The organism is Streptomyces sp. NBC_00249 (assembly GCF_026342355.1).
In the GTDB taxonomy this organism is placed as follows: domain Bacteria; phylum Actinomycetota; class Actinomycetes; order Streptomycetales; family Streptomycetaceae; genus Streptomyces.
In genome coordinates, this window is record NZ_JAPEMV010000001.1 from 1180493 (window position 1) to 1203324 (window position 22832).

The window sequence follows — 22832 nt, forward strand, 5'->3', positions numbered from 1 at the left end:
ACCATTACCGTCGGGCCCCACCTGCCTCTCACGCGCAGGCCGCCCAAGGGGAGCGGCTCAGGAAGCGTTGTGGCGCCGCTCCTCCTGCAGCGCCACCCTCAGCGCCCCGTCCTGGACCAGCTCCCGGCTAGAACAGAGTCCGCCCGCCCTCCGAGACTTCCGGGCGGGCGCCGACGTCACGTCGGCCCGGGACAGCAGCGTGTCGGCCGTCGCTTCGCTCCTCACATGACTGTACGGTCCCGTACGAAATTGCACGGCTGTACACAAATGTCGTATCGGAGAAGAGCGAGACCTTCATGACTCCTCAGCTGAGCAGCGAGGCCGCCCTGATGACGGCGGCCAGGTTCGACCTGGTCACCGGCCTGTTCGGACTACAGGAGGTTCCCGTCCCCACCCCCGGGCACGGGCAAGTGCTGCTCAAGGTCCACGCGGCGGGCGTCTGCCTCTCCGACGTTCACATGATCGACGGCACCCTGCCCAGGCCCGTCACCCGTGACCCCGATCAGACCGCTGTGACCCTCGGGCACGAGGTCGCGGGCACCCTCGCGGAGATCGGCCCCGGCGTCCCGCCCGTGTGGAAGGTGGGGGACAGGGTCTGTCTGACCGTGGGCGACCGGTGCGACGCATGCCCCAACTGCCTGTACGACACGGGCTTCTGCCTGATGCCGCAGGCGCGCGGGATCAGCTATGACGGCGGTTGGGCCGAGTACGCCGTGACCCGCTACCAGTCGCTCGTCCCCATCCCGGACGTCCTGCCCTTCGAGCAGGCGGCGATCATCCCGGACGCCGTGTCCACGCCCTACGCCGGCCTGGTCCGGCACGGCAGGCTCCAGGTCGGGGAGAGCGTCGGGCTCTGGGGCGTGGGTGGGCTCGGCGTGCACGCGGTGCAGATCGCCCGCCTCGCCGGGGCGCTGCCGATCATCGCCTTCGACCCGCTGCCGGCGGCCCGCAGCCGGGCCCTGGACGTGGGCGCGGACCTGGCCTTCGACCCTGCCGACCCCGACCTCCCGGCCCGGGTCCGCGAGGCCACGGGTGGACTGGGCCTGGATCTGGCGATCGACCTCGTCGGACATCCGAGCGTACGCAGCAGTGCCGACGAGCTTCTGGCGCCGCACGGGCGGCTCGTCCTGATCGGCATGGGCTCGCAGCCCATCACCATCCCGGACGGAGACCGCTTCAACGCACTGCAGCACAGTGTTCACGGCGCCTGGGGCTCCGAACCGCAAGATCTCCACCTACTGGTCAAGCTCGCCGCAGCGAAACGGCTCGACCTGTCCGGGTCGGTCAGTGACGTCCTCCCGCTGAGCCGGGTAGAGGAAGCGATCAGTCGCCTGCACGGGAAGGAAGACAATCCCGTCCGCCTCGTCCTCTCACCCTGACGAAGTGACGAGGTGACGCCGTGACACCGCGCAAGGGCATGGCGCGGTCAAGGCGTCAGTGTCCGGCGGCGGCCTTCACCACAGCGACGGCCGTGCCGATCGCCGCGTCGATCACGCCGGCCAGGAGGGCGAACGCCGTCCCTCCGCCCATGCGGATCCCTCCGTAACACCCCCACGCGAACAAAGTGGCGATGTTGACCCCGGCGGCCGTGAGCAGGGCAGTGTCCAGGCTCATCGCTCCCAGCGCCGAGACGCCGATCAGAACGAGCGGGCCCACCGCGGACAGCAGCAGCGGGCTACTGACGAAGAGAATCGTGCGCAGTTCCCGTCCCCGGGCGAGAGCGCCGTGCATCACACGATGGGCCTGCTGATCGGCGACCAGCGAGGCCAGCCACAGACCCACCGAGGCGGTCATGACCGTCGCCGCCGCACCGAGGGCCTCCACATGGCCGCTGCCCGCCAGCCCGATGACGACGGAGATCATGATGATCGTCGCGTACAGCCGTTCCTTGAGCTGGGCCGCGGCCGTCCGCGCGTCCACGGCGCCCGCCACATGTTCCTTCACAGGCCCACCGTAAGGTGCATCCCGGCCGGGCGCCCGGCACCGCCCCACCAGGGGCCTCGGACTGCGCGCGAGGCGGTCTGGTGCCAGCATCGGATCATGACGTCACAGCAGACGGGCGCGGCCCTGGCCGACGCAGGCCCGTACTGCTCGGCGGCGGGGCACTGATCGTCCTCGTCGCGGCCTACTTCATCCTGGCCGCGACAATCCCCCGCTGGTGGTCCCAGCGGGTGGGGGCGGCGGTGGACGGTCATCTGGGCACCGGGCTGGTGCTCGGCCTGGTGTTCGGCATTGCCTGCACGCTGTTGCCCCTGATGGTGGCCTGGATCGGCCTGCACAAGCGCCGGTCCTGGAAGGCCACGGCAGGCTGGCTCGCCCTGGCCGTGGTCCTCGCCCTGCCGAACCTGTGGACGCTGAGCCTGGTGGCAGGTGGGGGCAGCGCGTCCCACGCCGGGCAGCGGGTCATGGACGTGGAAGCGCCGTGGTTCCGCGGCGCCACGCTGGCGGGCGCCATCACCTCCGTGGTGGCCTTCGCAGGGTTTCTGGTCTTCGCGCGGAAGCGCCGCGGCCGCCCTGCCAAGCGTGAGGCCTGACCGATGGGTGACTGGTACCGGCAGGAGATCGTCGACCCGGGCAAGCAGCCGCTCCTCTTCCTCCTCCTGGGCTTCCTCGGGGCGTTCCTGTTCATCCGGCTCAGTGTCCGGATGATCCGGGCGGAGGTGTCGTGGTGGCCGAGGAACGTCACCCCCGGCGGACTGCACATTCACCACGTCGTCTTCGGCGTGATCTTCATGATCATCGGTGGGCTGGGGCTGGCCTCCCCGATCGGCACCAGGCATCCGTGGGCCGAGATCGAGGCCGCGCTCTTCGGCATCGGCACCGCGCTGGTACTGGACGAGTTCGCACTCATCCTGCACCTGAAGGACGTCTACTGGTCCGAGGATGGCCGGCTGTCGGTGGATGCCGTGGTGGTCGGCGCGGCGGTCTGCGGACTGCTGCTGCTCGGCGCGGCGCCCTTCGGCGTCAACGACGCTTCCGTGGACGGAGCGCCGGTCTCCGGCTGGACGTACGCGGCCGTGGTCGCGGTCAACGCCGGTTTCGCCCTGGTCGCACTCGGTAAGGGCAAGGCCTTCACCGGTCTGCTGGGGATTCTCGTACCGCTCTTCACCGTGGTCGGTGCACTGCGGCTGGCCCGACCAGGATCCCCGTGGGCGCGGTCCCACTACCCGGCCGGCGGTCGGAAGGCGGAACGGGCGCAGGTCCGGGAGGAGCGCGAGGGCTGGCGACGCCGCCTGCGCATCAGGGTCTACGACGCCATCGCCGGAAAGCCCTCGGCGCCGTAGGCCCCGTCACCCGTCCAGGTACCTGCCCGGGCGGGGCGCCCCGGTGGCGGGGAGCCAGCAGGGTGATCTTCCTCGGGCCGGGATGTCCCGCGACGTCCCATCAGCCCGCGCGAGGCACTATGCCGATGGCGCAGGACGACGCATCGACCCTGCGCATCGATGGCGTTCCGAGGACTTCAGAGCAGAGAGGCCGTGCACGATGGCGACTCAGGCACAGGACCGACGCCCGGGAATGAGCAGGGGATCCACGAACGAGTTCACCCTCATCTTCAGGATCAAGCCAGGGCAGGGAGCACAGCTCCGCGAGATCCTCAGCCAGAGCGACCTGGAGAGGGAGGCGCAGATCCAGGCACGGATCGGGACGCTGCACGATGCCCGGTGGGTGCTCTTCGACGACGACACGCGGCTGCTGTTCGCTTCGAACTTCGACGGCGACTGGGACGTCTACATCGACGATTTCGCCGCCCTGATCCCCGACGTGTTCGACGGCATCCTCCAGCACACCGAGGACTACCCCGGCATTCGCGACCCGAAGATCAAAGACTTCGTCATGGCCCACCAGCACACTGCTTCCGGGTACTCCCGCGCCATCCCCGACGCCACTGTGAAGGAACTCAAGAAATCGCTGCGGGTGAACCGCGCCTTCCAGGAGCTCCTCGACGCCGGAGCGACCTGACCGCACCACCAGGCACCCACACGACACAGACGGGACGGCAGCAGATGACGACGGTGGGGATCCCCACGCTTGAGCTGGAGGACATCCAGGGCGGCATCCTGGATCCGCGGCCCTCGCCCTACGTCGGCAGGTATTTCCTGCTGCGGATCGACGACCGCCACGTCGGACGGGAGTTGCTGCGGCGGCTCATTCCGGTGGTCGCCGCCGACGCCGCCACGCCGGACCACCCCGGCCAGAACGTCTGGGTCAACGTGGGGTTCACCTACCAGGGCCTCAAGGCACTGGGGGTGCCGCCCGAGTCGCTCGACAGCTTCGCTCCGGAATTCCAGGAGGGCATGGCAGCGCGCGCGGAGTTGCTCGGTGACGTCGGCGAGAGCGCACCGGCCCACTGGGAGGAGCCTCTCGGCACGTCCGACGTCCACGTTACGGTGGCCTGCCTCTCCCCTGATGCCGCGCGGCTCGAGGCGACCCTCGCGCCGGCGCTCGCCGCCATCAACGAGCTGGCCGGCGTGGAGATCGTCTTCCGCCAGGACTGCTATCAACTGCCCACTGGGCGCACGTCGTTCGGCTTCAAGGACGGGATCAGCAATCCTCAGGTCGAGGGAGGGCCCCCCGGACCACCCAGCCAGGAGCGGCCCGTCAAGGCCGGGGAGTTCATCCTGGGCTACCCCGACGAGACCGGGAACCTGCCCCCGATGCCCTACCCCGAGGCGCTCGGCCGCAACGGCACGTACGCCGTCTTCCGCAAGCTCCACACCCGCGTGGCGGCATTCCGCCAGTACCTCCGCGACCACTCGGACGGACCGGAAGCCGAGGAACTCCTCGCGGCGAAGATGGTCGGACGCTGGCCGAGCGGCGCGCCGCTGGTGCTCTGCCCCGACCGGGACGACCCCGCACTGGGAGAGGACCCGCAGCGCAACAACGACTTCCTCTACTTCGACGACGACGAGCGCGGCTTCAAGTGCCCGGCGGGCGCCCACGCCCGGCGGATGAACCCGCGCGACGCGCTCAAGGGCGAGATCGTCGACGTCAACCTCCACCGCCTGATGCGACGGGGTACGAGCTACGGCCCGATGCTGCCCGACGGCGTCCTCGACGACGACGGCATCGACCGCGGCATCGTGTTCATCTTCATCGGAGCCCACCTGAAGCGTCAGTTCGAGTTCGCCAAGTCCCAGTGGGCCAACGAGGGAATCTTCATCGGCTACACCGAGAAGGACCCCATCGTGGGGGCGAACGACGAAACCGGCACGTTCACCGTCCCCGGCCGGCCGGTACGCCGCCGCCTGCCGGGACTACCGCGGTTCGTCGTCACCCGGGGCGGCGAGTACTGCTTCATGCCCGGACTGCGGGCCCTGAACTGGCTCGCAGACCTCGACACCTGAGCCGGGCCGCCGCCCCCGATTCTGCCCCGTCAGGGGGGTGCGAAAGTTGTACCGCCAGAAGACGAACAATCTACTGGAAGCCTCCGGAAGCCCGTCCCTTGGCGCAAAGACAAGGGGAAAGCACAGGTCACCGGGGGCGCATGGGGCGTGGTGGTTGCTGGTGGTCGCACGAGACTGGAGATGTCGACCTTTCCTCCGCCTCCTGGAGGCGATCCCCATGCGTACCACCGGCGACCGCGGCCGCATCTACCGCAGGTGTGGCTGCCGGGACACACTGCATCACCAGCTCGGAGCGCACTGCCCGCACCTGCTCGCTGACGGTGACCACGGGACGTGGACCTTCGCCATCGACGTCCCGGCACCGCGCCACCGCCGGACGACCGTCCGCCGTCACGCATTCGGCAACCACGACGCGGCCGAGGGGGCGCTGCGGAGGTTCCTGGAGGGCGACGACGGCGGGTTCAACTCCGACCCGAACCAGAGCGTCGCCGACTACCTGGTCCGCTGCACCCTCTCGGCGATCGACAACAACCACCTCGTCATCACCAGCCCGAGGACCAGGTCGAGCCTCGGCTGGGTGGCCATCTCACTCCGCGTCGCCACCACACTCCAACACCGGGCCCGGGCAACGGCCCTTTCCCGCGGCGATCCAGGCGATCCTTTCGCCGGACTCGCGTTCTGCAGACCCGACAGCCGGCCACTCCGCCCGCCGGGTGTGCTCGACCGGCTCCGGAAGCTGTCCGACGAAGCCGGCGTTCCGCGGGTGACCGTTCACGACCTGCGGCACCGCGCCGCCACCATCACCGCCGGAGTCCCACTCACCGTGGTCTCCAAGACGCTGCGGCACTCCACCCTCTCGACCACCGCGAACGTCTACAGCCACCTCACCCAGCAAGCCGCCCGCGAAGCCGTCGACACCATCGCCCACACCCTCACCAAAGCCGAGAAGACCGGCCGGAGCGGCCAGCGTGGCTGCGACCACCTGGCGACCACGTCCAGCGCCTCCGCGAAGCCCTCCACCGGTTCCGCTCCCCCGCCCCGCCCGTGTTCAGCACCATGGCGGACCGGCCCAGAACCGGGCGTGCGACCACACTGCGACCACCAGGATTCCGGGCATGGAAAGGCCGCCCTCTCACGGATGAGAGAACGGCCTCCGACCTGCATAAAGCACAGTCGGGACGACAGGATTTGAACCTGCGACCCCTTGACCCCCAGCGGGCCTGTGCAGGAGACGGCGGAGCGGACCAGAGCGCCCCGTACGAGTGATCATCGGTGTGTTTACGTGGAGGCGTGGGCCGTCGTCGCCAAGGATGCGCGCATGCGCCTTACGTCTTCCCTCCTGAGCCGTGCCCTCGTCCCCTTCGTGGCCTCCGTCGCACTGCTGACCACGACCGCCGCCGCTTCGTCTGCCACGCTGGAGTCGTGCGGTTCGGTCATCACCGCCCCGCTCGCACCGTCGGTTCCCGCCGACGATCCCTGCCCCAGTACCGACCCGGTCGTGTGCCGCATCCGCGTCCTGCCGATGGACGAGAAGGTGGAGGCGCAGCGGACCCGGATCCGTTACCACGGCCTCCTGGAGAACATGCACCGGACAGAGGCGAACATGCGCGAGTCGGGAGCCTCCGAGGAGGAGATCGCGAGGGAGCTGGTCGACATGCGCAACCAGGCCAAGGAGATCACCCGCGCCGGCATGACTCCGGAGGAAGTCCGCATCCTGGAGGAGCGGAACACGGCCAAGTACGGCAACCCACTCGGGCCCACCGCGGACCAGCTCTACGCCAAGTACGGCTCCTGGGAGAAGGTCACCGACGCGTCGATGCGGACCAGCTACGCCGTCGACCGCGAACTCAGCCTCGAATACCGCCCCTGCCCCGTGTGACAACCGGCCGCCCGAAGGCCATCCCCAGGCCACGGCCTCGCCGCGGGTGAGCGCCCAGATCCGGCCAGTGCCGATCATGCGTACGAGACGGCGATCTTGTGGGCCGGGTCGGCCGGTCTCCAGCATGGGCGTCGTCCACCCCGGGACGGCAGCGGGTACCACACCTACTGCTTCCGGGAGTTCCCGATGGACGTGCTGTACGGCTTCCTCAAGGGCTAAGGCTCCAACCGCCTCACGCACCGTTCGGTGGCGACCTCCACCGTCCGGGCCGGCAGGTGCAGGTTCAGGCCTCGTGGTCCGCGGTGCCGCAGTTCCCGGGTGATGGTCTGCATTTGCGCGCCGGTCAGCGCATCGGCGTCGTTCACGTGCGGTCCGCAGCGGCGAGAGCAGGCAGGGGTACGGCGAGGAGTTTACCCAGGGCCCCGGTCCACGGGGCCGTCCGAGCGCCGGGGCGCAGGAAGCAGGGCGGGCGCGCCGGTTACCACCCGTGCATCCTGCAGTCGTTTGAGTGATGAGAGCGTCCCGGCCGATGCGTCCACACCACAGGCCGCACCGGCCGACCGTCGGAGATTCCGAGAGTGACAATTGTGGGTGAGTGCCGTGCCGGTCGGTTCACGGAGCGCAGGTCGCAGGTCCTGCTCGGATGGACCGGCTGCCGAGCCGGCAGGAGACGACGATGAACGGCTCCGTCAGTGTCGGACGTGTTGTCGGGGTGCCGCTGCGGATGCACTGGAGCGTTCCGCTGCTGGCGGTGCTGCTCGCGTACGGTCTCGGCCGCCAGGCCCTCCCCGCGTTGGCCCCGGGACGCTCGGATGCCGTGTACGCCTTCGCCAGTGTCGTAGGAGCCGCGCTGCTCATGGCCAGCCTGCTGCTCCACGAGACGGCACACGCCGCGACGGCCCGCAGGAGGAAGATCTCGGTACAGGACGTGACGCTGTGGGCGCTGGGCGGGATGACCAGGATGGGGCGCCCGCAGACAGCCGCGGCGGCCTTCGCGGTGGCGATCAGCGGGCCCCTCACCAGCCTGGCAATCGGAGGCGTAGCACTCGGAGCCGGAATCGGGCTGAATGCGCTGCTCGGCTGGCCGGTGCCCGCGGCCGTCCTGGTATGGCTCGGCTGGGCGAACCTGTTCCTGGGCGTGTTCAACCTGCTGCCCGCGGCTCCGCTCGACGGCGGAAGAGTGCTGCAGGCGCTGCTGTGGTGGCGCACCGGAGACCGCCAGCGTGCGGATCGGGCCGCATCCCGCAGCGGTCAGGTCATAGGAGTGCTGCTGGCGGCCGTCGGATGGATTTCCTTCCTGCGCGGGGCGCCGGACGGGCTATGGCTCGTCCTCGTCGGCGTCTTCATCACGGTCGTCGCCGGCGCGGAACGGCAACACGCCGTTCTCCACACGGCCGTAGAGGGTGTGGGCGTGGCCGATGCCATGTCCAGCCCGGTGGCCACCGGCCCCGACTGGCTGACCGTCCGCCGTTTCATCGACGAGGTGGCAGTGAAATCCCGGCATTCCGCCCTGCCCCTGCTCGACTTCGACGGCCGTCCCAGCGGAATCGTGCAGGTGCGCAGGCTGGCGTCGATCCCGGCAGCGAACCGGGAGGCGCTACGCGTACGCGAGGTGGCGACGGCGCTCGCGCAGTGTGCGACTGCCGCTCCGAACGAGCTTCTGAGCGAGGTTCTCGACAGGCTCGGCCCAGGGACCGGCATGCCCATCCTCGTGGTGGACGCTGGCCGTCTGGTGGGGATCGTCACCGCGAAGGACATATCCCGGCTGATGCAGCGACACGCTCTGGGTGGCCAAGGGTCCAACTGAGCCGTCGCAGCCGTGGTCCCGGCGACGAGTTCTGGGCAGCCCTGAGGGCATCCTCATGCTCGAGGCGCCACAACTGTGCTCGAACGCAGCGGCGAAGGGCTGCTTCGATTCCAGTCAGTCCGCCTGGCGCTGGAGGCCGAGGTGGGGCTCCAACACCAGGCGGAGCCCGGCCACCGCCTGGTCCGGGGCGGTGGGCCATGGGGTCATCAGGCTCGCGCCGTGCCCGCCCAGGCCCACCTTGCGGTGTCCCGCGATTGGCTCTCGTAGGGCGGCGAACAGGCGGGCGACCGTGTCGTCCTGGGCGTCGTGCAGGTCTTCGACGCCGGTGACGATGTGCAGGAAGGACTCGTCCAGCCTCAGGGGTCGCTGGTCGCGGTGGCTGAGGGTCTGGGCGCGGCGGAAGTGGGCGTCGCGGCCCTGGTGGATGTCGTAGAAGGCGCCGACGAGGATGAGCAGGCGTTCGTACGCGTGGCGGTAGGCGCCTTGGTAGAAGGCTGTTGCCTCGGCCTCTGTGACGTCCTGCCGCTGCGCGGCGGCGATCGAGGCCGCTGCCAGCAGGCCGCTGTACATGGCCAGGTGTACTCCGGTCGACAGCAGCGGGTCGAGGAAGCAGGCCGCGTCGCCGGCCAGGAACCAGCCGGGCCCGCAGAAGCGGTCGGCGGCGTACGAGTAGTCGCTCTCCACCCGGAGGGGGGTCACGAGGTCTGCCCCGGCGAGCAGGCGAGCCAGGGCGGGACACTGGCGCAGCCGGTCCGCGTAGACGGCCTCCGTGCCGCCGAGCGTCTGGCGGGCCGCGGTGAAGGACTCCTTGTCGGTGACCAGGCCGACGCTGAGGGTGCCGTCGTGGAGGGGGATTGCCCAGAACCAGCCGTCGTCGGGTAAGGAGAAGAGGCAGATCGCGCCGTCCGGGGCCGCCCCGATGCGTGCCGCTCCGTGCCAGTACCCCCAGGTGGCGACGTTGCGGAAGGCATCGTGGAACCGCCTCGACCGCAGTTGCCGGGCAGACAGCAGCCCGGCCCGGCCCGAGGCGTCCACCAGGTGCCGGAACGCGATCACGCCTCCCGTGCCGTCGGTCGAGGTCCAGGCAGCCGCCGACGCACGCCCGTCGCGGAAGTCGACCGTCCGGGCCGTGACCTCCTCGTGCACCCGTGCGCCCTGGGCACGTGCGTGGTCCAGCAGTGCCTGGTCGAACTCCGACCGGACGACCTGGAAGCTGTACTCCGTGCTCCGGCCGAGCCCGCCGAAGCGCAGCGCCCACTCCTGGCCGCCCCAGTCGTAGTACGCGCCCGTCTTGCGGACGAAGCCGTGCCGCTCGATCACCTCCCGCGCGCCCAGCAGGTCCAGCAGCGGCAGCAAGGACGGCAGCAGCGACTCGCCGATGTGGTAGCGGGGGAACCGGGACCGCTCCAGCAGGGTCACGTCGTACCCCTGTCGCGCCAGCAGGGCGGAGGCCGTCGCGCCTGCGGGGCCGCCTCCGACCACCAGGACGTCCGTCTCGGTGCCCGGTCGCTCGTCGTGCATGGAAACCTCCTGGAAACAGGGGCAGCATGACGCGGCCAGTGAACAGCACCGCTCCGCCCGGTCGGAAGACCGCCTTTGAAGAATCGGTCCTGCGGTGAACCTGGCCCTCCACCCAGGTGACATGGCCGTGCGGCTGCCCGGTCGGCGCGAACGCCTCCGGTAGACCACGGGTGCACACGGACCCCACCGATCCTGATGACACGACGGAGTGACGCCATGACTGCCGACCTGCTGCGCCGCAAGTTCGAGCACCGTTTCGACCTGCTGGACACCGACCGCGACGGATACATCTCCCAGGCCGACTTCACCGCCCTCGCCGACCGGCTGATCGCAGGCGTCGGCGAGCCGGCAGACTCTCCCAAGTCCCGCGCACTGCACGACTCCAAGGCCCACTACTGGACGTCCATGACCCGTCTCGTCCCCGCCGAGGGCGGCGGTCGGGTGTCCCGGGACGCCTTCGTCACCGGACTCGCGCAGTCGCCCGACCGATCGAAGATCTCCGACATGGTCCGTCCCTCCGTCGAAGCCGACCTCGCCCTGGCCGACCGCGACGACGACGGCGTCGTGGACATGAGCGAGTTCAAGAAGCTCTACGGCGCCATCGGAGTTCCGGCCGCCGAGGCGGAGGAGATCTTCCGCACACTTGACCGTGACGGCAATGGCGAACTCACCCTCGACGAGTGGCTGGAAGCCGCGATGGAGTTCTTCACCTCCACCAACGCCTCGGCACCCGGTAACAGGATCCTGGGCCGGGTCTGACCGGAACGCCGAACGTGCTCCGCCTTCCCACTCTCCCCGCGGACACCGCGCGACGCTTCGCCGCTCACAGCTACCTCCCGCTGCCCGGCCTCCTCCCGCCGTCCGGCCTGGCAAGGCTCCGCACGGAGCTGGCCCGGCTGGAGGCCGATGCCAGGCGGCGGGACTTCGCGATGGAGTGCATGGGCGGCTCGCCCCGGCACATGACCACGATCGGCGGCTCCGCCCTGGCCGTCGAGTCGCCCCTCATCGGCGACCTCTACCGACGGCCCGACCTGCTCGCCCTGCTCTCCTCCATCACGGGAGAACCCGTGATGGAGGTCCGCGAAGTCACCGAGCGCCACGTCGTCAACATCCTCCACCACCCGGGCGATACACACGGCGAGCACACCGACGACTACCCGTACGCCCTCGTCCTCTTTCTCGAAGCTCCCGCCGACCCCGGCGACGGCGGCCTGCTCGAGTACGCCCCGCACACCACTGCACTGCCCCTGCCTGCGAACACGCCGGTCCACCGCCACCACCACCGGGCCGGCGACGCCTATCTGCTGCGCGCCGACACCACCGCGCACCGCGTCAGCCCCCTGACCCGGCCCGGCGTCCGCCGTACCGTCCTGAACTTCGCCTACACCGTCCCGGGACGGCAGGCCCCTCGTTCGCCTTCCGCCCAGCTTCTGTACGAGAACGAGAGCGCCACGGGGCAAGGCGATGCCGATCGGGGAGGTACGGGTGGAAGAGGCAAGCAGTGCGGTTGAACAGCTACGACGGCTTCACTCGGCTGCGTGAGGTCATCGTCGGATCGGGCACCGGCTACACCGGCCACGATCGCGACCTCACCTTCGAACTGTTCCACCAGGAGAACCTCCTGCACTACGACAGCTGGCACTACCCGCGCCTGGCGGCCGGGGAGGCACCCGAGCGCTGGGCGGTCCATCCTCAGTACGTCGAGGAACTCGTCGAGGATGTGGAGGGGTTGGCCGAGACCCTGGTCTCACTCGGGGTTACGGTCCACCGCCCGCTCGCCCTCCCTCCGGACGCGGGTCCCATCGCCGGCCCCGGCTGGAGGGCCACGCCGACACCCGCGCTGAACGTCCGCGACAACACGCTCATCGTCGGCGACGAGATCATCGAAACCCCGCCCATGGTCCGCTCCCGCTGTCTGGAGACCCGCCTGCTGGCCCCGCTGTTCCGGCGCTGCTTCGACGCCGGCGCGCGCTGGACGGCGATGCCGCGCCCCGGCCTGACGGACGCCTCCTTCGACCTCTCCTATGCCCGGCACGCCGCAGCCGCCCTCGGAGCCGGCGCCGTGCCGTACGCACGTCCGGGCCCGTACGACGCGGGATACGACATGATGCTCGACGGAGCACAGGTCGTGCGGCTGGGCCGCGACCTGATCGTCAACTCCGCCCAGGCCAACCACCGGTCGGCCGCCGACTGGCTCGAACGCCATCTGCGCGGGCGGTTCACCGTCCACCGGGTGGAACGGATGGCCGACAGCCACATCGACGCCACCCTCCTCGCCCTGCGTCCAGGAGTCTTCCTCGCCCGCCACGACCGCGTACGAGACCTGCTGCCCCGACCCCTGCAAGGCTGGAAGTTCATCGTCCCGCCCGAGCCGGATCCCGCCGATTTCCCCTCCTACGTACCCCGGGACCTGCTGCTCACCAGCCCCTACATCGACCTGAACGTCCTGTCCGTCGACGAGACCACCGTGCTCGTCAACGCCGCCGCCACCGGCCTCCGCGGCGCCCTCGAAACCAACGGCTTCACAGTCGTCCCCGTACGCCACCGCCACCGCCGGCTCTTCGGCGGCGGCCTGCACTGCTTCACCCTCGACACCGTGCGCGACGGCGGCCCCGAGGAGTACCTGAACTGAGCCGACGACGCGGGCAGGTCAGCGAGCGGCTCGCTGACCCGCTTGGTGCAGATGCTAGTAGTCGGTGACCGGCCACCGAACGTCCGAGAGCACCCAACTCCCCGCCTCGGCAGTAAACTTCCTTCCTCAGCGGACCCGAGCGGCTGGTTCCTACGGGTCGGCACCCAACCTGCGCGACTGTTGCTACTTGGACCGTGGGAGGGCCGACTGGTTCAGCCTGCCGGGGTGACGAGCTTGACGAGGGCGAGATGTCCACCGCCCAGGGCGACATGAGGAGCCCGCTCAGAGTCGTCCGGCAGGGCTCCGACGGGGGATGCCTCGTCCACGAAGACGGGCAGCTTCTCGGCGATGGCCGTGCACACCTCCCCAGCAGGGATACCGAGCGAAGCCGACTGCCTTCAAATTCAGGGCATCTCCCGCCACTGGCCGCTGGACCGGAACCGCCAGATCACCCCCTCGAACTGTTCCCGCAGCCGTTCGGGGTACGGGCCGAACCTGCCGATCGGAAGGCAGGGTCGATGAACTCCCCCTGAACATCGGTCAATTGCCTAATGTCTTACCGGGTTCCGCTCCAGAAGAAGACAGAACCCAGCAACTGATCACAGCCTCACGCAGGCCCTAGCGGATGTTCTCCCGTTCCGTCTCGGTCATCGCGGCGAAGAACCCGAACAGCAGCCGCCCCGGCCCGCTGGGGTCGTACATCCCCGGCAGGGGTCCGGCGAGCATCTCCAGAACCAGGTCGTGGGCGGTGAGGTCGGCGAGCGCGGCCCTCGAACCGGGGGCGGACCCGCCGCCCGGGAACGTCCAGGGGGGACCGGCTACGTCCAGGCCCCCAGGCGACCAGAGGATCTACAGCACGGCGACGGTGAACCAGCCTGGCGATTGGCAGACGTTGCCTGGTCAACCGTGGTGCGAGCGGTGTACCACCAGCAGACGAAGAACCTGCTGGGCGTCTGCGGAGCTGAGGTCAAGGCGCTGCCCTTGGCGCGGTATCAAGGGAAAACGGCTGGTCGCGGCGCTCGTGAACGGCGTGGTGGTCGCCTGTGGTCGCAGGCTGGTGGTACCCACTCCCCTCCGCCCCCGGAGGCGATCCCCATGCGTACCACCGGCGACCGCGGCCGCATCTACCGGAGGTGTGGCTGCCGCGACACATTGCGTCACCAACTCGGAGCGCACTGCCCTCATCTGTTCGCTGACGGTGACCACGGGACGTGGACGTTCGCCGTCGACGTCCCGGCACCGCGCCACCGCCGGACGACCGTCCGCCGTGGCGGATTCGGCAGCCACGACGCGGCCGAGGCGGCGCTGCGGAGGTTCCTGGAGGGCGAGGCCGGCGGGTTCAACGCCGACCCGAACCAGAGCGTCGCCGACTACCTGACCGCCTGGCTCGCCGCCAAGGCCCTCGTGCTCAAGCCGACCACCATGGCGCGATACCGGGACTACGTCCACAACGATCTCGCCCCCGCCTTCGGCACCCTGAAGCTGGACGAACTCGGGCACCGGCACATCGCCGCCTTCGTCACCAGCGAGCTCGCGGCCGGCCGCGGCGAGACCACCCTCTACCGGTGCCTTGCCACACTCTCCAGCGCCCTCGGCGACGCCTTCCGCCAACACCGCCTCCCCCACAACCCCGCCAGCCCCCCGGCGCTTCACCGTCCACCGTCGCCAGAGCGGCGGATCTGGACCGCTGACGAGGCCGTCCGCTTCCTCCAGCACTGCCATCAGGCAGACCCGGAGATGGCCGACCTGTTCGAGTTCCTCATCGGCACCGGCATGCGCAAAGGAGAGGCCTTGGGACTTCACTGGCACGATGTCCACCTGCCCGAACGGGTTCTCTACGTCCGCTGCACCCTCTCCGCGATCGACAACAACCACCTCGTCATCACCACACCGAAGACCCGCTCGAGCCGCGGCTGGGTCGCCATCTCACCCCGCGTCGCCACCGCCCTCCAACACCGGTCCCAGTCAACAACCCACTCCCGCGGCGATCCCCATGATCGGTTCGCCGGACTCGTGTTCTGCAGACCCGACGGCCGCCCACTGCGCCCTCAGGGCGTACTCGACCGGCTCCGAAAGCTGTCCGACGAAGCCGGCGTTCCCCGCATCACCGTGCACGACCTGCGGCACCTCGCCGCCACCATCACCATCACCGCCGGCGTCCCCCTCACCGTCGTCTCCAAGACCCTGCGGCACTCCACACTCTCGACCACCGCCAACATCTACAGCCACCTCACCCAACAAGCCGCCCGCGAAGCCGTCGACACCATCGACCACACCCTCACCCAGGCCCAGAAACGAGACAGTCGACGGACCTTGAAGGAGCGACTGCGACCACCACGCGACCACATCCAGCAGCTCCGCGAAGCCCTCAACCGGCTCCGCTCCCCTGTTCCAGGCAGCTTCCGCCCCACCACGGACCGGTCCCGAGACGGACGTGCGACCACACTGCGACCACCAGGACTCCGGGCATGGAAAAGGCCGTCCTCCCATGTGTGAGAGAACGGCCTCCGACCTGCACAAGCAAAGTCGGGACGACAGGATTTGAACCTGCGACCCCTTGACCCCCAGTCAAGTGCGCTACCAAGCTGCGCCACGTCCCGATGCCCGCTGACCTGGGGTTTCCCCTGGTTGAACTGGCAGGAGAACAATACCGCACTTCCGGGGGTGGTCGCGCGCACCTTTCTCCTGACGGCCGGATCTGACGTACGCGCGGAGGCTCGCTTGACCTCAAGTGCGCTTGAGGTCACATGGTGGGTGCATGACACAGGCAACTGCGGACACCGGGTTCCGCTACGAGGATCTGGGGCGTCTGATCGCGCTCATGACCGGGGCCGAGAAGCACGGGCCCGCCGCCACCTCCACGCTCGACGCGCTGTGGGTGCTGTACGACCGGGTGCTGCGGGTCGGGCCCGGGAGCGCCCAGGATCCCGGGCGGGACCGGTTCCTGCTGTCCAAGGGGCACGGGCCGATGGCCTACTACGCCGTGCTCGCCGCCAAGGGGTTCTTCCCCGTCGAGTGGCTCCCGGGCTTCGGCTCGTACGACTCCCCCCTCGGACACCACCCGGACCGCATGCTGATCCCCGGCGTGGAGATCGGCAGCGGCTCGCTCGGGCACGGGCTGCCGCTGGCCGTCGGCAGCGCACTGGGGCTGCGGGCCCAGGGACTGGACGACCCCGCCGTGTGGGTGCTGATCGGGGACGCGGAGCTCGACGAGGGCAGCAACCACGAGGCCATCGCCTACGCCGGTTCGGCGGGCCTGGAGCGGCTGCACACGGTGGTGATCGACAACGACTCCGCCACCCACGGCTGGCGGGGCGGCATCGCCTCCCGGTTCGAGGCGGCCGGCTGGACGGCGGTCACCGTCGACGGGCGCGACCACGCGGCGCTGCACGCCGCCTTCACCGCGCCGCACCCGGGCCGGCCGCACGCCGTCGTCGCCCGCGTCGAGAAGAAGTACTGAAGATTTCAGGTTCGGGATCAGGTTCAGGTTCGGGTTCAGGGAGGGATGGCATGGACACCATGCGGGAGCGGTTCATCGAGGTCACATCGCGGGTGCTCGACGAGGACCCCCGGCTGGCGGTGGTGCTGGCGGAGATCACCATGGACGGGTTCCGCCCCGCTCAGCAGCGCCACCCGGACCGGGTGATCAATGTCGGGATCCGGGAGCAGCTGCTGATGGGCGTGGGCGGTGGTCTGGCCCTGACCGGTCTGCGGCCCGTGCTCCACACCTTCGCCAGCTTCCTCGTGGAGCGGCCGTTCGAGCAGGTCAAGCTGGACTTCGGGCACCAGGGCACGGGCGGGGTGCTGGTCAGCGCGAGCGCCAGCTACGACTGGCCGGCGGGCGGCTTCACCCATATGGCGCCGGGTGACGTGGCCCTGCTGGACACCCTCGACGGCTGGACGGTCCACGTGCCGGGTCACCCGGACGAGGCGGAGGCCCTGCTGCGGCACGCCTACGCCGCCGGGGACGACAAGGTCTACGTCCGGCTGTCCGCGCAGTCGAACAGCGCCCCGCGCCCGCTGGGCGACCTGCGCTTCGAGACCGTACGGGAGGGACGCGCGGGTGTGGTGGTCGCCGTCGGTCCCCTCCTCGACAACGTCCTCGCCGCGACCGAGGGCCTCGACGTCACGGTGCTCTACGCCGCTACCGTGCGCCCCTTCGACGACGCGGCCCTGCGCGCCGCTGCGGGGCGGGCCACGGCGGACGTGGTCCTGGTCGAGCCGTACCTCGCGGGTACCTCCGCGGCGGCCGCCGGGCAGGCCCTCGTCGAGGTCCCGCACCGGATCCTGCCGCTCGGGGTGGGGCGTGCGGAGCTGCGCCGCTACGGCACCATCGACGAGCACACCGCCGCCCACGGCCTGGACGCGGCCTCGCTGCGCCGGCGGATCACGGGCTTCCTGCGCTGAGCACCCCGGGACGGCCCGGTCAGCCCCCACCCAGCTCCGGGTGGGCGGCGGCCAGCCGCTTCGGCGCGGCCTGCCTCCAGGAGTCGGCCAGGATCGCGCGCAGCTCGCCGGTGTCCTCCACGGCGGCGAGGCGGACCCGGAGCCAGGCGTAGTTGTCGTCGTGGCCCTCGCGCAGGAAGAACTTCTCCGGCTCGGCGGCTATCAGCCCGGCCCGCTCCTCCTTGGGACACTTCACCCCGATCGTGGTGTCGTCGTCCCCGAGCGCGACGAAGACCTTCCCGCCGACCCGGAAGGTCGGCATGCCCCAGGCGAGCTTCTCGCTGCTGTCGGGGAGCGCCAAGGCGATCTTCCTGACGTCCTGCGCCGTCGTGGCCATCCGCCCGACCCCTCTCCGTAGCCGTCCTCGGTCCGTCCGTCACCTCCGACGGTAGACGCCGCCACTGACAACCGCCCCGGACGGCGTCAGCCGCGCCGGTCCTCGCGGCCGTGGAGCAGCTCCACCAGCTCCGCCGCCAGCGCCTTGACCGTCGTCAGGCCCGCCAACCCCCACCGCCTGGGCACCACGTCCACCGCGCACACCGTGCCCAGGACGATGCCCCGCCGGTCCGTGAGGGGCGCCCCCAGGTAGGAGCGCACCCCGCTCTCGTCGACGACGGCGTTGCCCGCGAAGCGCGCGAAGTCCCGTACGTCCTCCAGGACCAGTGCCCGCCGCCGCACGACGACGTGCGGGCAGTACCCGTGGTCGCGGGCCAGCACCCGCGCCGGGTAGCCGTTCGCCGCCGCGTCGGGGCCGTGGTGCAGGCCGGCGAAGAACTGCCGTTCCTCACCGACGAAGTTGACGCCCGCGTACGGGGCGTCGAGGGTCTGGGCGACCTTCCGCGCGAAGGCGTCGAGTTCCGCGTCCGCGCGCTCCCCGAGGCCCATCTCGCGCAGCCGGACGGCCCGTGCGGGTGCCTCCCGGTCCACCGGGGTGAGCAGCAGGTGGCCGGTCGATTCGTAGTACGTCATGGCGGTTCCCCCGGATCCGAGTGTGTGGTCAGCCGGCCGCACCGGCCGTGGCGAGGAGGTGGTGGACGAGGACGGCCAGCGTCCCCGTCCCGGAGCCCGTCAGGCGCGCGTCGCACCGTACGACGGGCACCTGCGGGCCGAGTCCCACCGCCTCGCGGACCTCCTCGGCCGTGTAGCGGTGGCCGTCGTCGAACTCGTTGACGGCGACGACGAAGCCGATCCCGCGCCGTTCGAAGAAGTCCACGGCGGGGAAGCAGTCGGCGAGGCGGCGGGTGTCGGCGAGCACCACCGCCCCGAGGGCGCCCGCGCACAGTTCCTCCCAGAGAAACCAGAAGCGCTGTTGCCCGGGCGTGCCGAACAGGTACAGGACGTGCCGGTCGTCCAGGGTGAGCCGCCCGAAGTCGAGCGCGACGGTCGTGGCGGTCTTCGCCTCCACCCCCTCCAGCGGATCGGCGCTCTCGCTCAGTCCGCTCAGCAGTTCCTCCGTGCACAGCGGTTCGATCTCGCTGACCGCGCCCACGAAGGTGGTCTTCCCCGCCCCGAACCCGCCCGCGACCAGGATCTTCAAGGTCGCGGGGAGGGCCGGGGCGGGCTCACAGCCGTCGGCGTAGGCCATCGAGCACCGCCCGTAGCAGGTTCTGGTCGTCGGCGGCGAAGGAGCCCGCGCCGCCTCCGGGGTACCGCGGCGCCTGCGCCATCACGGCCCCGTACTCCATCAGGTCCGACAGCAGTACCTTCACCACCACCGCCGGGAGCCGTATCTGCCCCGCCACCTCGGCGACCGTCACCGCGGCCGCGCCCGCGCACAGCCGCAGCGCGAGGGTGTGCTCGGCGCCGAGCGGGGCCCGCGGCCGGACGCCGGTCGCGGTCACCAGGGACAGCAGGTCGAGGGCGACGGCGGGCCGGGTGCGGCCGCCGCAGGCCGTGTACGGGCGCATGACCCGGCCCGCCGAGTCGTCCAGCCAGGGCGTGTCACGTGCCGTCCCGAAACCATGGACCCCCCTCGCCCAGGCCCTCATCGCTCCGCGTCGACGGCGTGCGCGGGCCGGCGCGGCGGGGCGGCCAGGTACGGCCGTACGCTCTTGACCAGCATCGCCATCTCGTAGCCGAGTACGCCCGCGTCGGCCTCGCGGTCGGCCAGTACCGCCAGGCAGGTGCCGGATCCGGCCGCCGAGACGAACACGAGCGCCGTGTCGAGCTCGACGACCACCTGCCGGACCTCCGCCCCGTCCCCGAAGCGGGCGCCGGCGCTGCGGCCCAGCGAGTACAGGCCTGAGGCCAGGGCCGCCATGTGGTCGGCGCTGTCGGCGTCGAGCCCGTGCACGCACGTCACGAGCCCGTCGGCGGTGAGCAGGACCGCGCTGCGCGTGTACGGCACCCGCTGGACCAGGCCGCTGAGCAGCCAGTCGAGGTCCGAGAGGCTGCCTGTCTTCGTCGCCGTTTCGCCGACCATGGGGGTGTGCTCCTTGCTGGGGTGGGGGGTGTTCATGCGTGGTTCATGCGTGGTTCATGCCTGGGGCTCGGACTGGGCGAGGCCGAAACCCCGTTGGAAGGCGGCCATCAGGCCGGGGTCGTGCACGGGCGGCTCGGTGTCGGCCGCCCGTCGGGGGGCGGGCGCCTCGCGCAGCTGCGGTGCGAGGTGCTGCTGGGCGCGGCGTCGGGGCAGGGGCGGCCGTTCCCCGGCCTCGGGGGTCGTGGGGCGGTCCGGCACGGGCCCGCGCTGCCCGGGCGCGAACGGTACGAGCGCCACCTCCGGCCCCGTCCCGCCCCGGCCCGTCGCCCCGGCGGGAGCGAAACCCTCGCGCCCGATCCCGCTCGCGGCGGCCACGTCACGGCCCGCGGGGCCGGGCACCGCGCGACCGAACCCGGCCGGAACCGCCACGGCACCGCCCGGCGCAGCGGGAACCTGCTCCTGCCGACGCGGCCCGCCCGGCGCGACCGGAGCCGACGCCTCCCGGTCCGGCACGACCGGAACAGACACCACGAAGCCTGGCGCAGCCACGGCGGGCGTCCCGGGGGCCGGCGCACCCGGAGCCGGCATCTCCCGATCCGGCCCGCCCGCTTCCGGCGCCGCCCGGCCCGGTACGGCCCGAGCGGCCTCGCCGGGCGGCACGGCCGGGAAGTGCGGCGCGGGGTTCGGGGCGGCCGGGGCGACGGGGGCCGAGGGCGCCACCGCGGAGGCGGGAGCCGCGGGGCCGGGGGGCACAGCCTGCGGCCCGACACCCGGCCAAGGCTCCGGCCCGGCGCTCGCCCAAGACCCCGGCTCACCGCCCGACCCGGCACCCTGCCGAAGCCCCGGCCCCGGCCCGGCATCCGCCCAAGACCCGTGCTCACGGCCCGGCCCGGCGTCCTCCCAGGGCCCCGGCCGTGCCCCCGTGTCCTGACGGGACACCGCTCCGGCGCCCGGCCCGGTGGCCGCTCCGACGCCCGGCCACGGCTCCGGCCCCGTGTCCGGACGGGGCTCGGGGGTGCGGGACGGCCCGGTCGCCGGACGGGGCTCGGGGGTGCGGGGCGGGGCGGCGGGCGGCCAGGGGGGCGGGGCGGGGCGGTCGCGCTCACCCTCCGGCCAGGAGCCCGGCACGTTGACCCGTACCGGCTCCAGCGGCCCCATCCCGCTCCCCTCGCCGGTCCCCCACGAGGTGGCCCGGGAGCCGCCCATCGCGTCGGCCGCCGCCGGGGCTTCCGCGCCCAGCAGCCCCTGCGGCAGGACGAGTACGGCGAGGACCCCGCCGTAGATGTTGGACTTGAGCTCGACGGCGATCCCGTGCCGCCGGGCCAGCGCCGAGACCACGTACAGGCCGATCCGCCCGTCGGCCAGCAGGTGCCGGACGCTGACCTGGTCGGGGTCGCCGAGCAGGGCGTTCATGCGGTGCTGTTCCTCGGCCGGCATGCCGAGGCCCCGGTCCTCCACCTCGACGGCGATCCCGGAGGTCACCCGCTCGGCGCGCACCACGACATCGGTGTCGGGGGCGGAGAACACGGTGGCGTTCTCGACGAGTTCGGCCAGCAGGTGGACCACGTCGGCGACGGCGTGCCCGCGTACGGTGCCGCCCGCCGGGGGGACGACCTTGACCCGTGTGTACTGCTCGACCTCCGCGACCGAGGAGCGCAGCACCTCGCTCAGGTCGATCGGCCGGGTCCACTGGCGCCGGGAGGCCGCCCCGCCGAGCACGGCGAGGTTCTCCGCGTGCCGGCGGATCCGGGTGGCGAGGTGGTCGACGTGGAAGAGCTCCTTGAGCAGGTCGGGGTCCTCGACCGTGTCTTCGAGGTCGTCGAGCAACGAGATCTCGCGGTGCACGAGCGACTGAAGACGGCGCGCGAGGTTGACGAACACCTCCACCTTGCGGTCGCTGTCGCTCGGGGCGGCCGGGAGGGCGAGCCGTACGAGGGTCGTGTGTGCCTGTTCACGGGCGCCGCGCAACTCCTGCGCGAGGAGCCAGAACTCGTCCACCCCGGCCGGGTCGGCGGCGGGCGGCGGGCCGTTCGGGCCGCCGCGCACGGGCCGTGGCGGGGTCTCCCCGCGCTCCAGCCGTTCGGCGGCCGTGCGCAGTTCCTGGCGTCCGCGCACGCTGGAGCGGCGCAGCGCCTCGCACCGGTCCCGGACGGCCTTGGCGCCGCGCTGGGCGCCGAGCAGGGCGGCGGCGAGCGCGCCGAGGACGAGCAGGGCGCAGCCGGTGAGGACGGGCCACAGGCGTGCGTCCCGCTCCCCGGCGCCGCCGCCGAGCTGGAGGGTGAAGATGACCGCGGCCGCGCCGCTGAGCGCGGCGGCGAGCGTGGGCAGCACGGAGGCGCGGACCAGCTGGGGGCGTATCTGGCGGCCGGGTCCTGTGACGGCGTGTCTCGACGGGGAGTGGCGGGCGGCGCGGAGTCCGGACATCGGCGTCCTCGGTACGTGGGGCCCGGCCCCCAGCGTTTCCCGGGGCCCGGTGTTGATCACCGGATACCCACGCTAGACCGCACGCTCCTGCCCCTGACGCCCAGTTGGGGAACTTGGCGGGGCTGCTTCCCGCTCCCGATGGAGCGCTCGTACGACAGCCCGAATGCGCCGGGAGCGCGCACGCCCGCACCTGGCGGGGAGCGCACGCCGCCCCACGGGCACGGCCCCGTCCCGGCCCGCCCGTACGCTCCGCCCGCCCCAGCCGCCCCGCCCAGGCGCGGGGGCGGCTGCGGTCCGTGCTCCCGCCGTGCCGTGACGCGCCCTTGTGCTCCCCCGCGCGCTGCCAGAAAGTACCT

General features: G+C 71.4%; 23 protein-coding genes, 1 tRNA gene and 2 pseudogenes. 14 read left to right on the forward strand and 12 right to left on the reverse strand.

The window, feature by feature from the left end; all coding sequences use genetic code 11:
* The first annotated feature begins 296 nt into the window (after positions 1 to 296).
* A complete protein-coding gene (locus OOK31_RS05310; RefSeq protein ID WP_267011142.1) occupies positions 297 to 1379 on the forward strand; it encodes a zinc-binding dehydrogenase in 1083 nt (360 codons plus the stop codon).
* Between the two features lie 55 nt (positions 1380 to 1434).
* Here OOK31_RS05310 and OOK31_RS05315 read toward each other — a convergent pair whose 3' ends face one another.
* Positions 1435 to 1944 carry a hypothetical protein gene (locus OOK31_RS05315; RefSeq protein ID WP_267011143.1) on the reverse strand — a complete coding sequence of 170 codons (510 nt, stop codon included), beginning with the start codon at positions 1942 to 1944 and terminating at the stop codon, positions 1435 to 1437.
* Positions 1945 to 2024: 80 nt separating this feature from the next.
* Between OOK31_RS05315 and OOK31_RS05320 the strand changes: the two genes are divergently transcribed.
* The 7 genes from OOK31_RS05320 to OOK31_RS05350 all read left to right on the forward strand — a co-directional run bounded on the left by OOK31_RS05320 (position 2025) and on the right by OOK31_RS05350 (position 9031).
* Positions 2025 to 2534: a hypothetical protein gene (locus OOK31_RS05320; protein ID WP_267011144.1), complete on the forward strand. Its 510-nt coding sequence runs from the start codon at positions 2025 to 2027 to the stop codon at positions 2532 to 2534.
* 3 nt (positions 2535 to 2537) lie between these two features.
* Entirely contained in the window at positions 2538 to 3284 is a 747-nt protein-coding gene (locus OOK31_RS05325) for a hypothetical protein (protein ID WP_267011145.1), read from the forward strand.
* Between the two features lie 232 nt (positions 3285 to 3516).
* Positions 3517 to 3960 (forward strand): hypothetical protein, encoded by a 444-nt coding sequence (locus OOK31_RS05330; RefSeq protein WP_267011146.1) that lies wholly within the window; start codon positions 3517 to 3519, stop codon positions 3958 to 3960.
* 44 nt (positions 3961 to 4004) lie between these two features.
* Positions 4005 to 5345: a Dyp-type peroxidase gene (locus OOK31_RS05335; RefSeq protein WP_267011147.1), complete on the forward strand. Its 1341-nt coding sequence runs from the start codon at positions 4005 to 4007 to the stop codon at positions 5343 to 5345.
* 217 nt (positions 5346 to 5562) lie between these two features.
* Entirely contained in the window at positions 5563 to 6537 is a 975-nt protein-coding gene (locus OOK31_RS05340) for a tyrosine-type recombinase/integrase (protein WP_267011148.1), read from the forward strand.
* 126 nt (positions 6538 to 6663) lie between these two features.
* Positions 6664 to 7224, forward strand: coding sequence for a hypothetical protein (locus OOK31_RS05345; RefSeq protein ID WP_267011149.1), 561 nt, complete (start codon positions 6664 to 6666; stop codon positions 7222 to 7224).
* Positions 7225 to 7900: 676 nt separating this feature from the next.
* On the forward strand, positions 7901 to 9031 hold the full coding sequence (locus OOK31_RS05350) for a site-2 protease family protein (protein WP_267011150.1): 1131 nt from the start codon (positions 7901 to 7903) through the stop codon (positions 9029 to 9031).
* A 114-nt stretch (positions 9032 to 9145) separates the two neighbouring features.
* On the opposite strand, the gene OOK31_RS05355 is transcribed toward OOK31_RS05350, so the two are convergent.
* Positions 9146 to 10552 carry an NAD(P)/FAD-dependent oxidoreductase gene (locus tag OOK31_RS05355; RefSeq protein ID WP_267011151.1) on the reverse strand — a complete coding sequence of 469 codons (1407 nt, stop codon included), beginning with the start codon at positions 10550 to 10552 and terminating at the stop codon, positions 9146 to 9148.
* A gap of 216 nt (positions 10553 to 10768) precedes the next feature.
* Between OOK31_RS05355 and OOK31_RS05360 the strand changes: the two genes are divergently transcribed.
* Genes OOK31_RS05360 through OOK31_RS05370 form a run of 3 tightly spaced genes read left to right on the forward strand, consistent with a single transcriptional unit; the run spans position 10769 to position 13184 of the window.
* Positions 10769 to 11311 (forward strand): EF-hand domain-containing protein, encoded by a 543-nt coding sequence (locus OOK31_RS05360; protein ID WP_267011152.1) that lies wholly within the window; start codon positions 10769 to 10771, stop codon positions 11309 to 11311.
* 14 nt (positions 11312 to 11325) lie between these two features.
* Positions 11326 to 12063: a hypothetical protein gene (locus OOK31_RS05365; RefSeq protein WP_267011153.1), complete on the forward strand. Its 738-nt coding sequence runs from the start codon at positions 11326 to 11328 to the stop codon at positions 12061 to 12063.
* The gene (locus tag OOK31_RS05370; RefSeq protein ID WP_267011154.1) at positions 12054 to 13184 is read left to right on the forward strand and encodes a glycine amidinotransferase; all 1131 of its coding nucleotides are present in this window, start codon (positions 12054 to 12056) and stop codon (positions 13182 to 13184) included. The genes OOK31_RS05365 and OOK31_RS05370 overlap by 10 nt, the downstream gene beginning before the upstream one ends.
* 212 nt (positions 13185 to 13396) lie before the next feature.
* Here the strand turns inward: OOK31_RS05370 and OOK31_RS05375 are convergent, their stop codons facing one another.
* The 3 genes and pseudogenes from OOK31_RS05375 to OOK31_RS05385 form a co-directional block, all read right to left on the reverse strand.
* The gene (locus OOK31_RS05375) at positions 13397 to 13546 is read right to left on the reverse strand and encodes a hypothetical protein (protein ID WP_267011155.1); all 150 of its coding nucleotides are present in this window, start codon (positions 13544 to 13546) and stop codon (positions 13397 to 13399) included.
* Between the two features lie 45 nt (positions 13547 to 13591).
* Positions 13592 to 13737: pseudogene (locus tag OOK31_RS05380) on the reverse strand (IS5/IS1182 family transposase); the annotation flags it as partial.
* Positions 13738 to 13805: 68 nt separating this feature from the next.
* A pseudogene (locus tag OOK31_RS05385) lies at positions 13806 to 13949 on the reverse strand (recombinase family protein); the annotation flags it as partial.
* Between the two features lie 330 nt (positions 13950 to 14279).
* On the opposite strand from OOK31_RS05385, the gene OOK31_RS05390 reads away from it, so the two are divergent.
* On the forward strand, positions 14280 to 15680 hold the full coding sequence (locus OOK31_RS05390) for a site-specific integrase (RefSeq protein WP_267011156.1): 1401 nt from the start codon (positions 14280 to 14282) through the stop codon (positions 15678 to 15680).
* Positions 15681 to 15710: 30 nt separating this feature from the next.
* Here the strand turns inward: OOK31_RS05390 and OOK31_RS05395 are convergent.
* Positions 15711 to 15784 (reverse strand) — tRNA-Pro (locus OOK31_RS05395).
* Between the two features lie 158 nt (positions 15785 to 15942).
* Here OOK31_RS05395 and OOK31_RS05400 point away from each other — a divergent pair.
* Together OOK31_RS05400 and OOK31_RS05405 are read left to right on the forward strand one after the other, a co-directional pair.
* Positions 15943 to 16644 carry a transketolase gene (locus tag OOK31_RS05400; RefSeq protein WP_267011157.1) on the forward strand — a complete coding sequence of 234 codons (702 nt, stop codon included), beginning with the start codon at positions 15943 to 15945 and terminating at the stop codon, positions 16642 to 16644.
* A gap of 50 nt (positions 16645 to 16694) precedes the next feature.
* A complete protein-coding gene (locus OOK31_RS05405; RefSeq protein ID WP_267011158.1) occupies positions 16695 to 17591 on the forward strand; it encodes a transketolase family protein in 897 nt (298 codons plus the stop codon).
* 19 nt (positions 17592 to 17610) lie between these two features.
* Here OOK31_RS05405 and OOK31_RS05410 read toward each other — a convergent pair whose 3' ends face one another.
* From OOK31_RS05410 to OOK31_RS05435, 6 genes are all read right to left on the reverse strand, one after another.
* Complete coding sequence (locus tag OOK31_RS05410) at positions 17611 to 17967, reverse strand: MmcQ/YjbR family DNA-binding protein (protein WP_267011159.1); 357 nt, start codon at positions 17965 to 17967, stop codon at positions 17611 to 17613.
* An 86-nt stretch (positions 17968 to 18053) separates the two neighbouring features.
* The gene (locus OOK31_RS05415) at positions 18054 to 18599 is read right to left on the reverse strand and encodes a GAF domain-containing protein (protein WP_267011160.1); all 546 of its coding nucleotides are present in this window, start codon (positions 18597 to 18599) and stop codon (positions 18054 to 18056) included.
* A 28-nt stretch (positions 18600 to 18627) separates the two neighbouring features.
* Positions 18628 to 19215: an ATP/GTP-binding protein gene (locus OOK31_RS05420; protein WP_267011161.1), complete on the reverse strand. Its 588-nt coding sequence runs from the start codon at positions 19213 to 19215 to the stop codon at positions 18628 to 18630.
* Positions 19193 to 19537: a DUF742 domain-containing protein gene (locus OOK31_RS05425; protein WP_267011162.1), complete on the reverse strand. Its 345-nt coding sequence runs from the start codon at positions 19535 to 19537 to the stop codon at positions 19193 to 19195. Before OOK31_RS05425 ends, OOK31_RS05420 begins: the two co-directional genes overlap by 23 nt.
* A gap of 77 nt (positions 19538 to 19614) precedes the next feature.
* Positions 19615 to 20052 carry a roadblock/LC7 domain-containing protein gene (locus OOK31_RS05430; protein ID WP_267011839.1) on the reverse strand — a complete coding sequence of 146 codons (438 nt, stop codon included), beginning with the start codon at positions 20050 to 20052 and terminating at the stop codon, positions 19615 to 19617.
* Positions 20053 to 20106: 54 nt separating this feature from the next.
* On the reverse strand, positions 20107 to 22476 hold the full coding sequence (locus tag OOK31_RS05435; RefSeq protein WP_267011163.1) for a sensor histidine kinase KdpD: 2370 nt from the start codon (positions 22474 to 22476) through the stop codon (positions 20107 to 20109).
* Between the last annotated feature and the right edge of the window lie 356 nt (positions 22477 to 22832).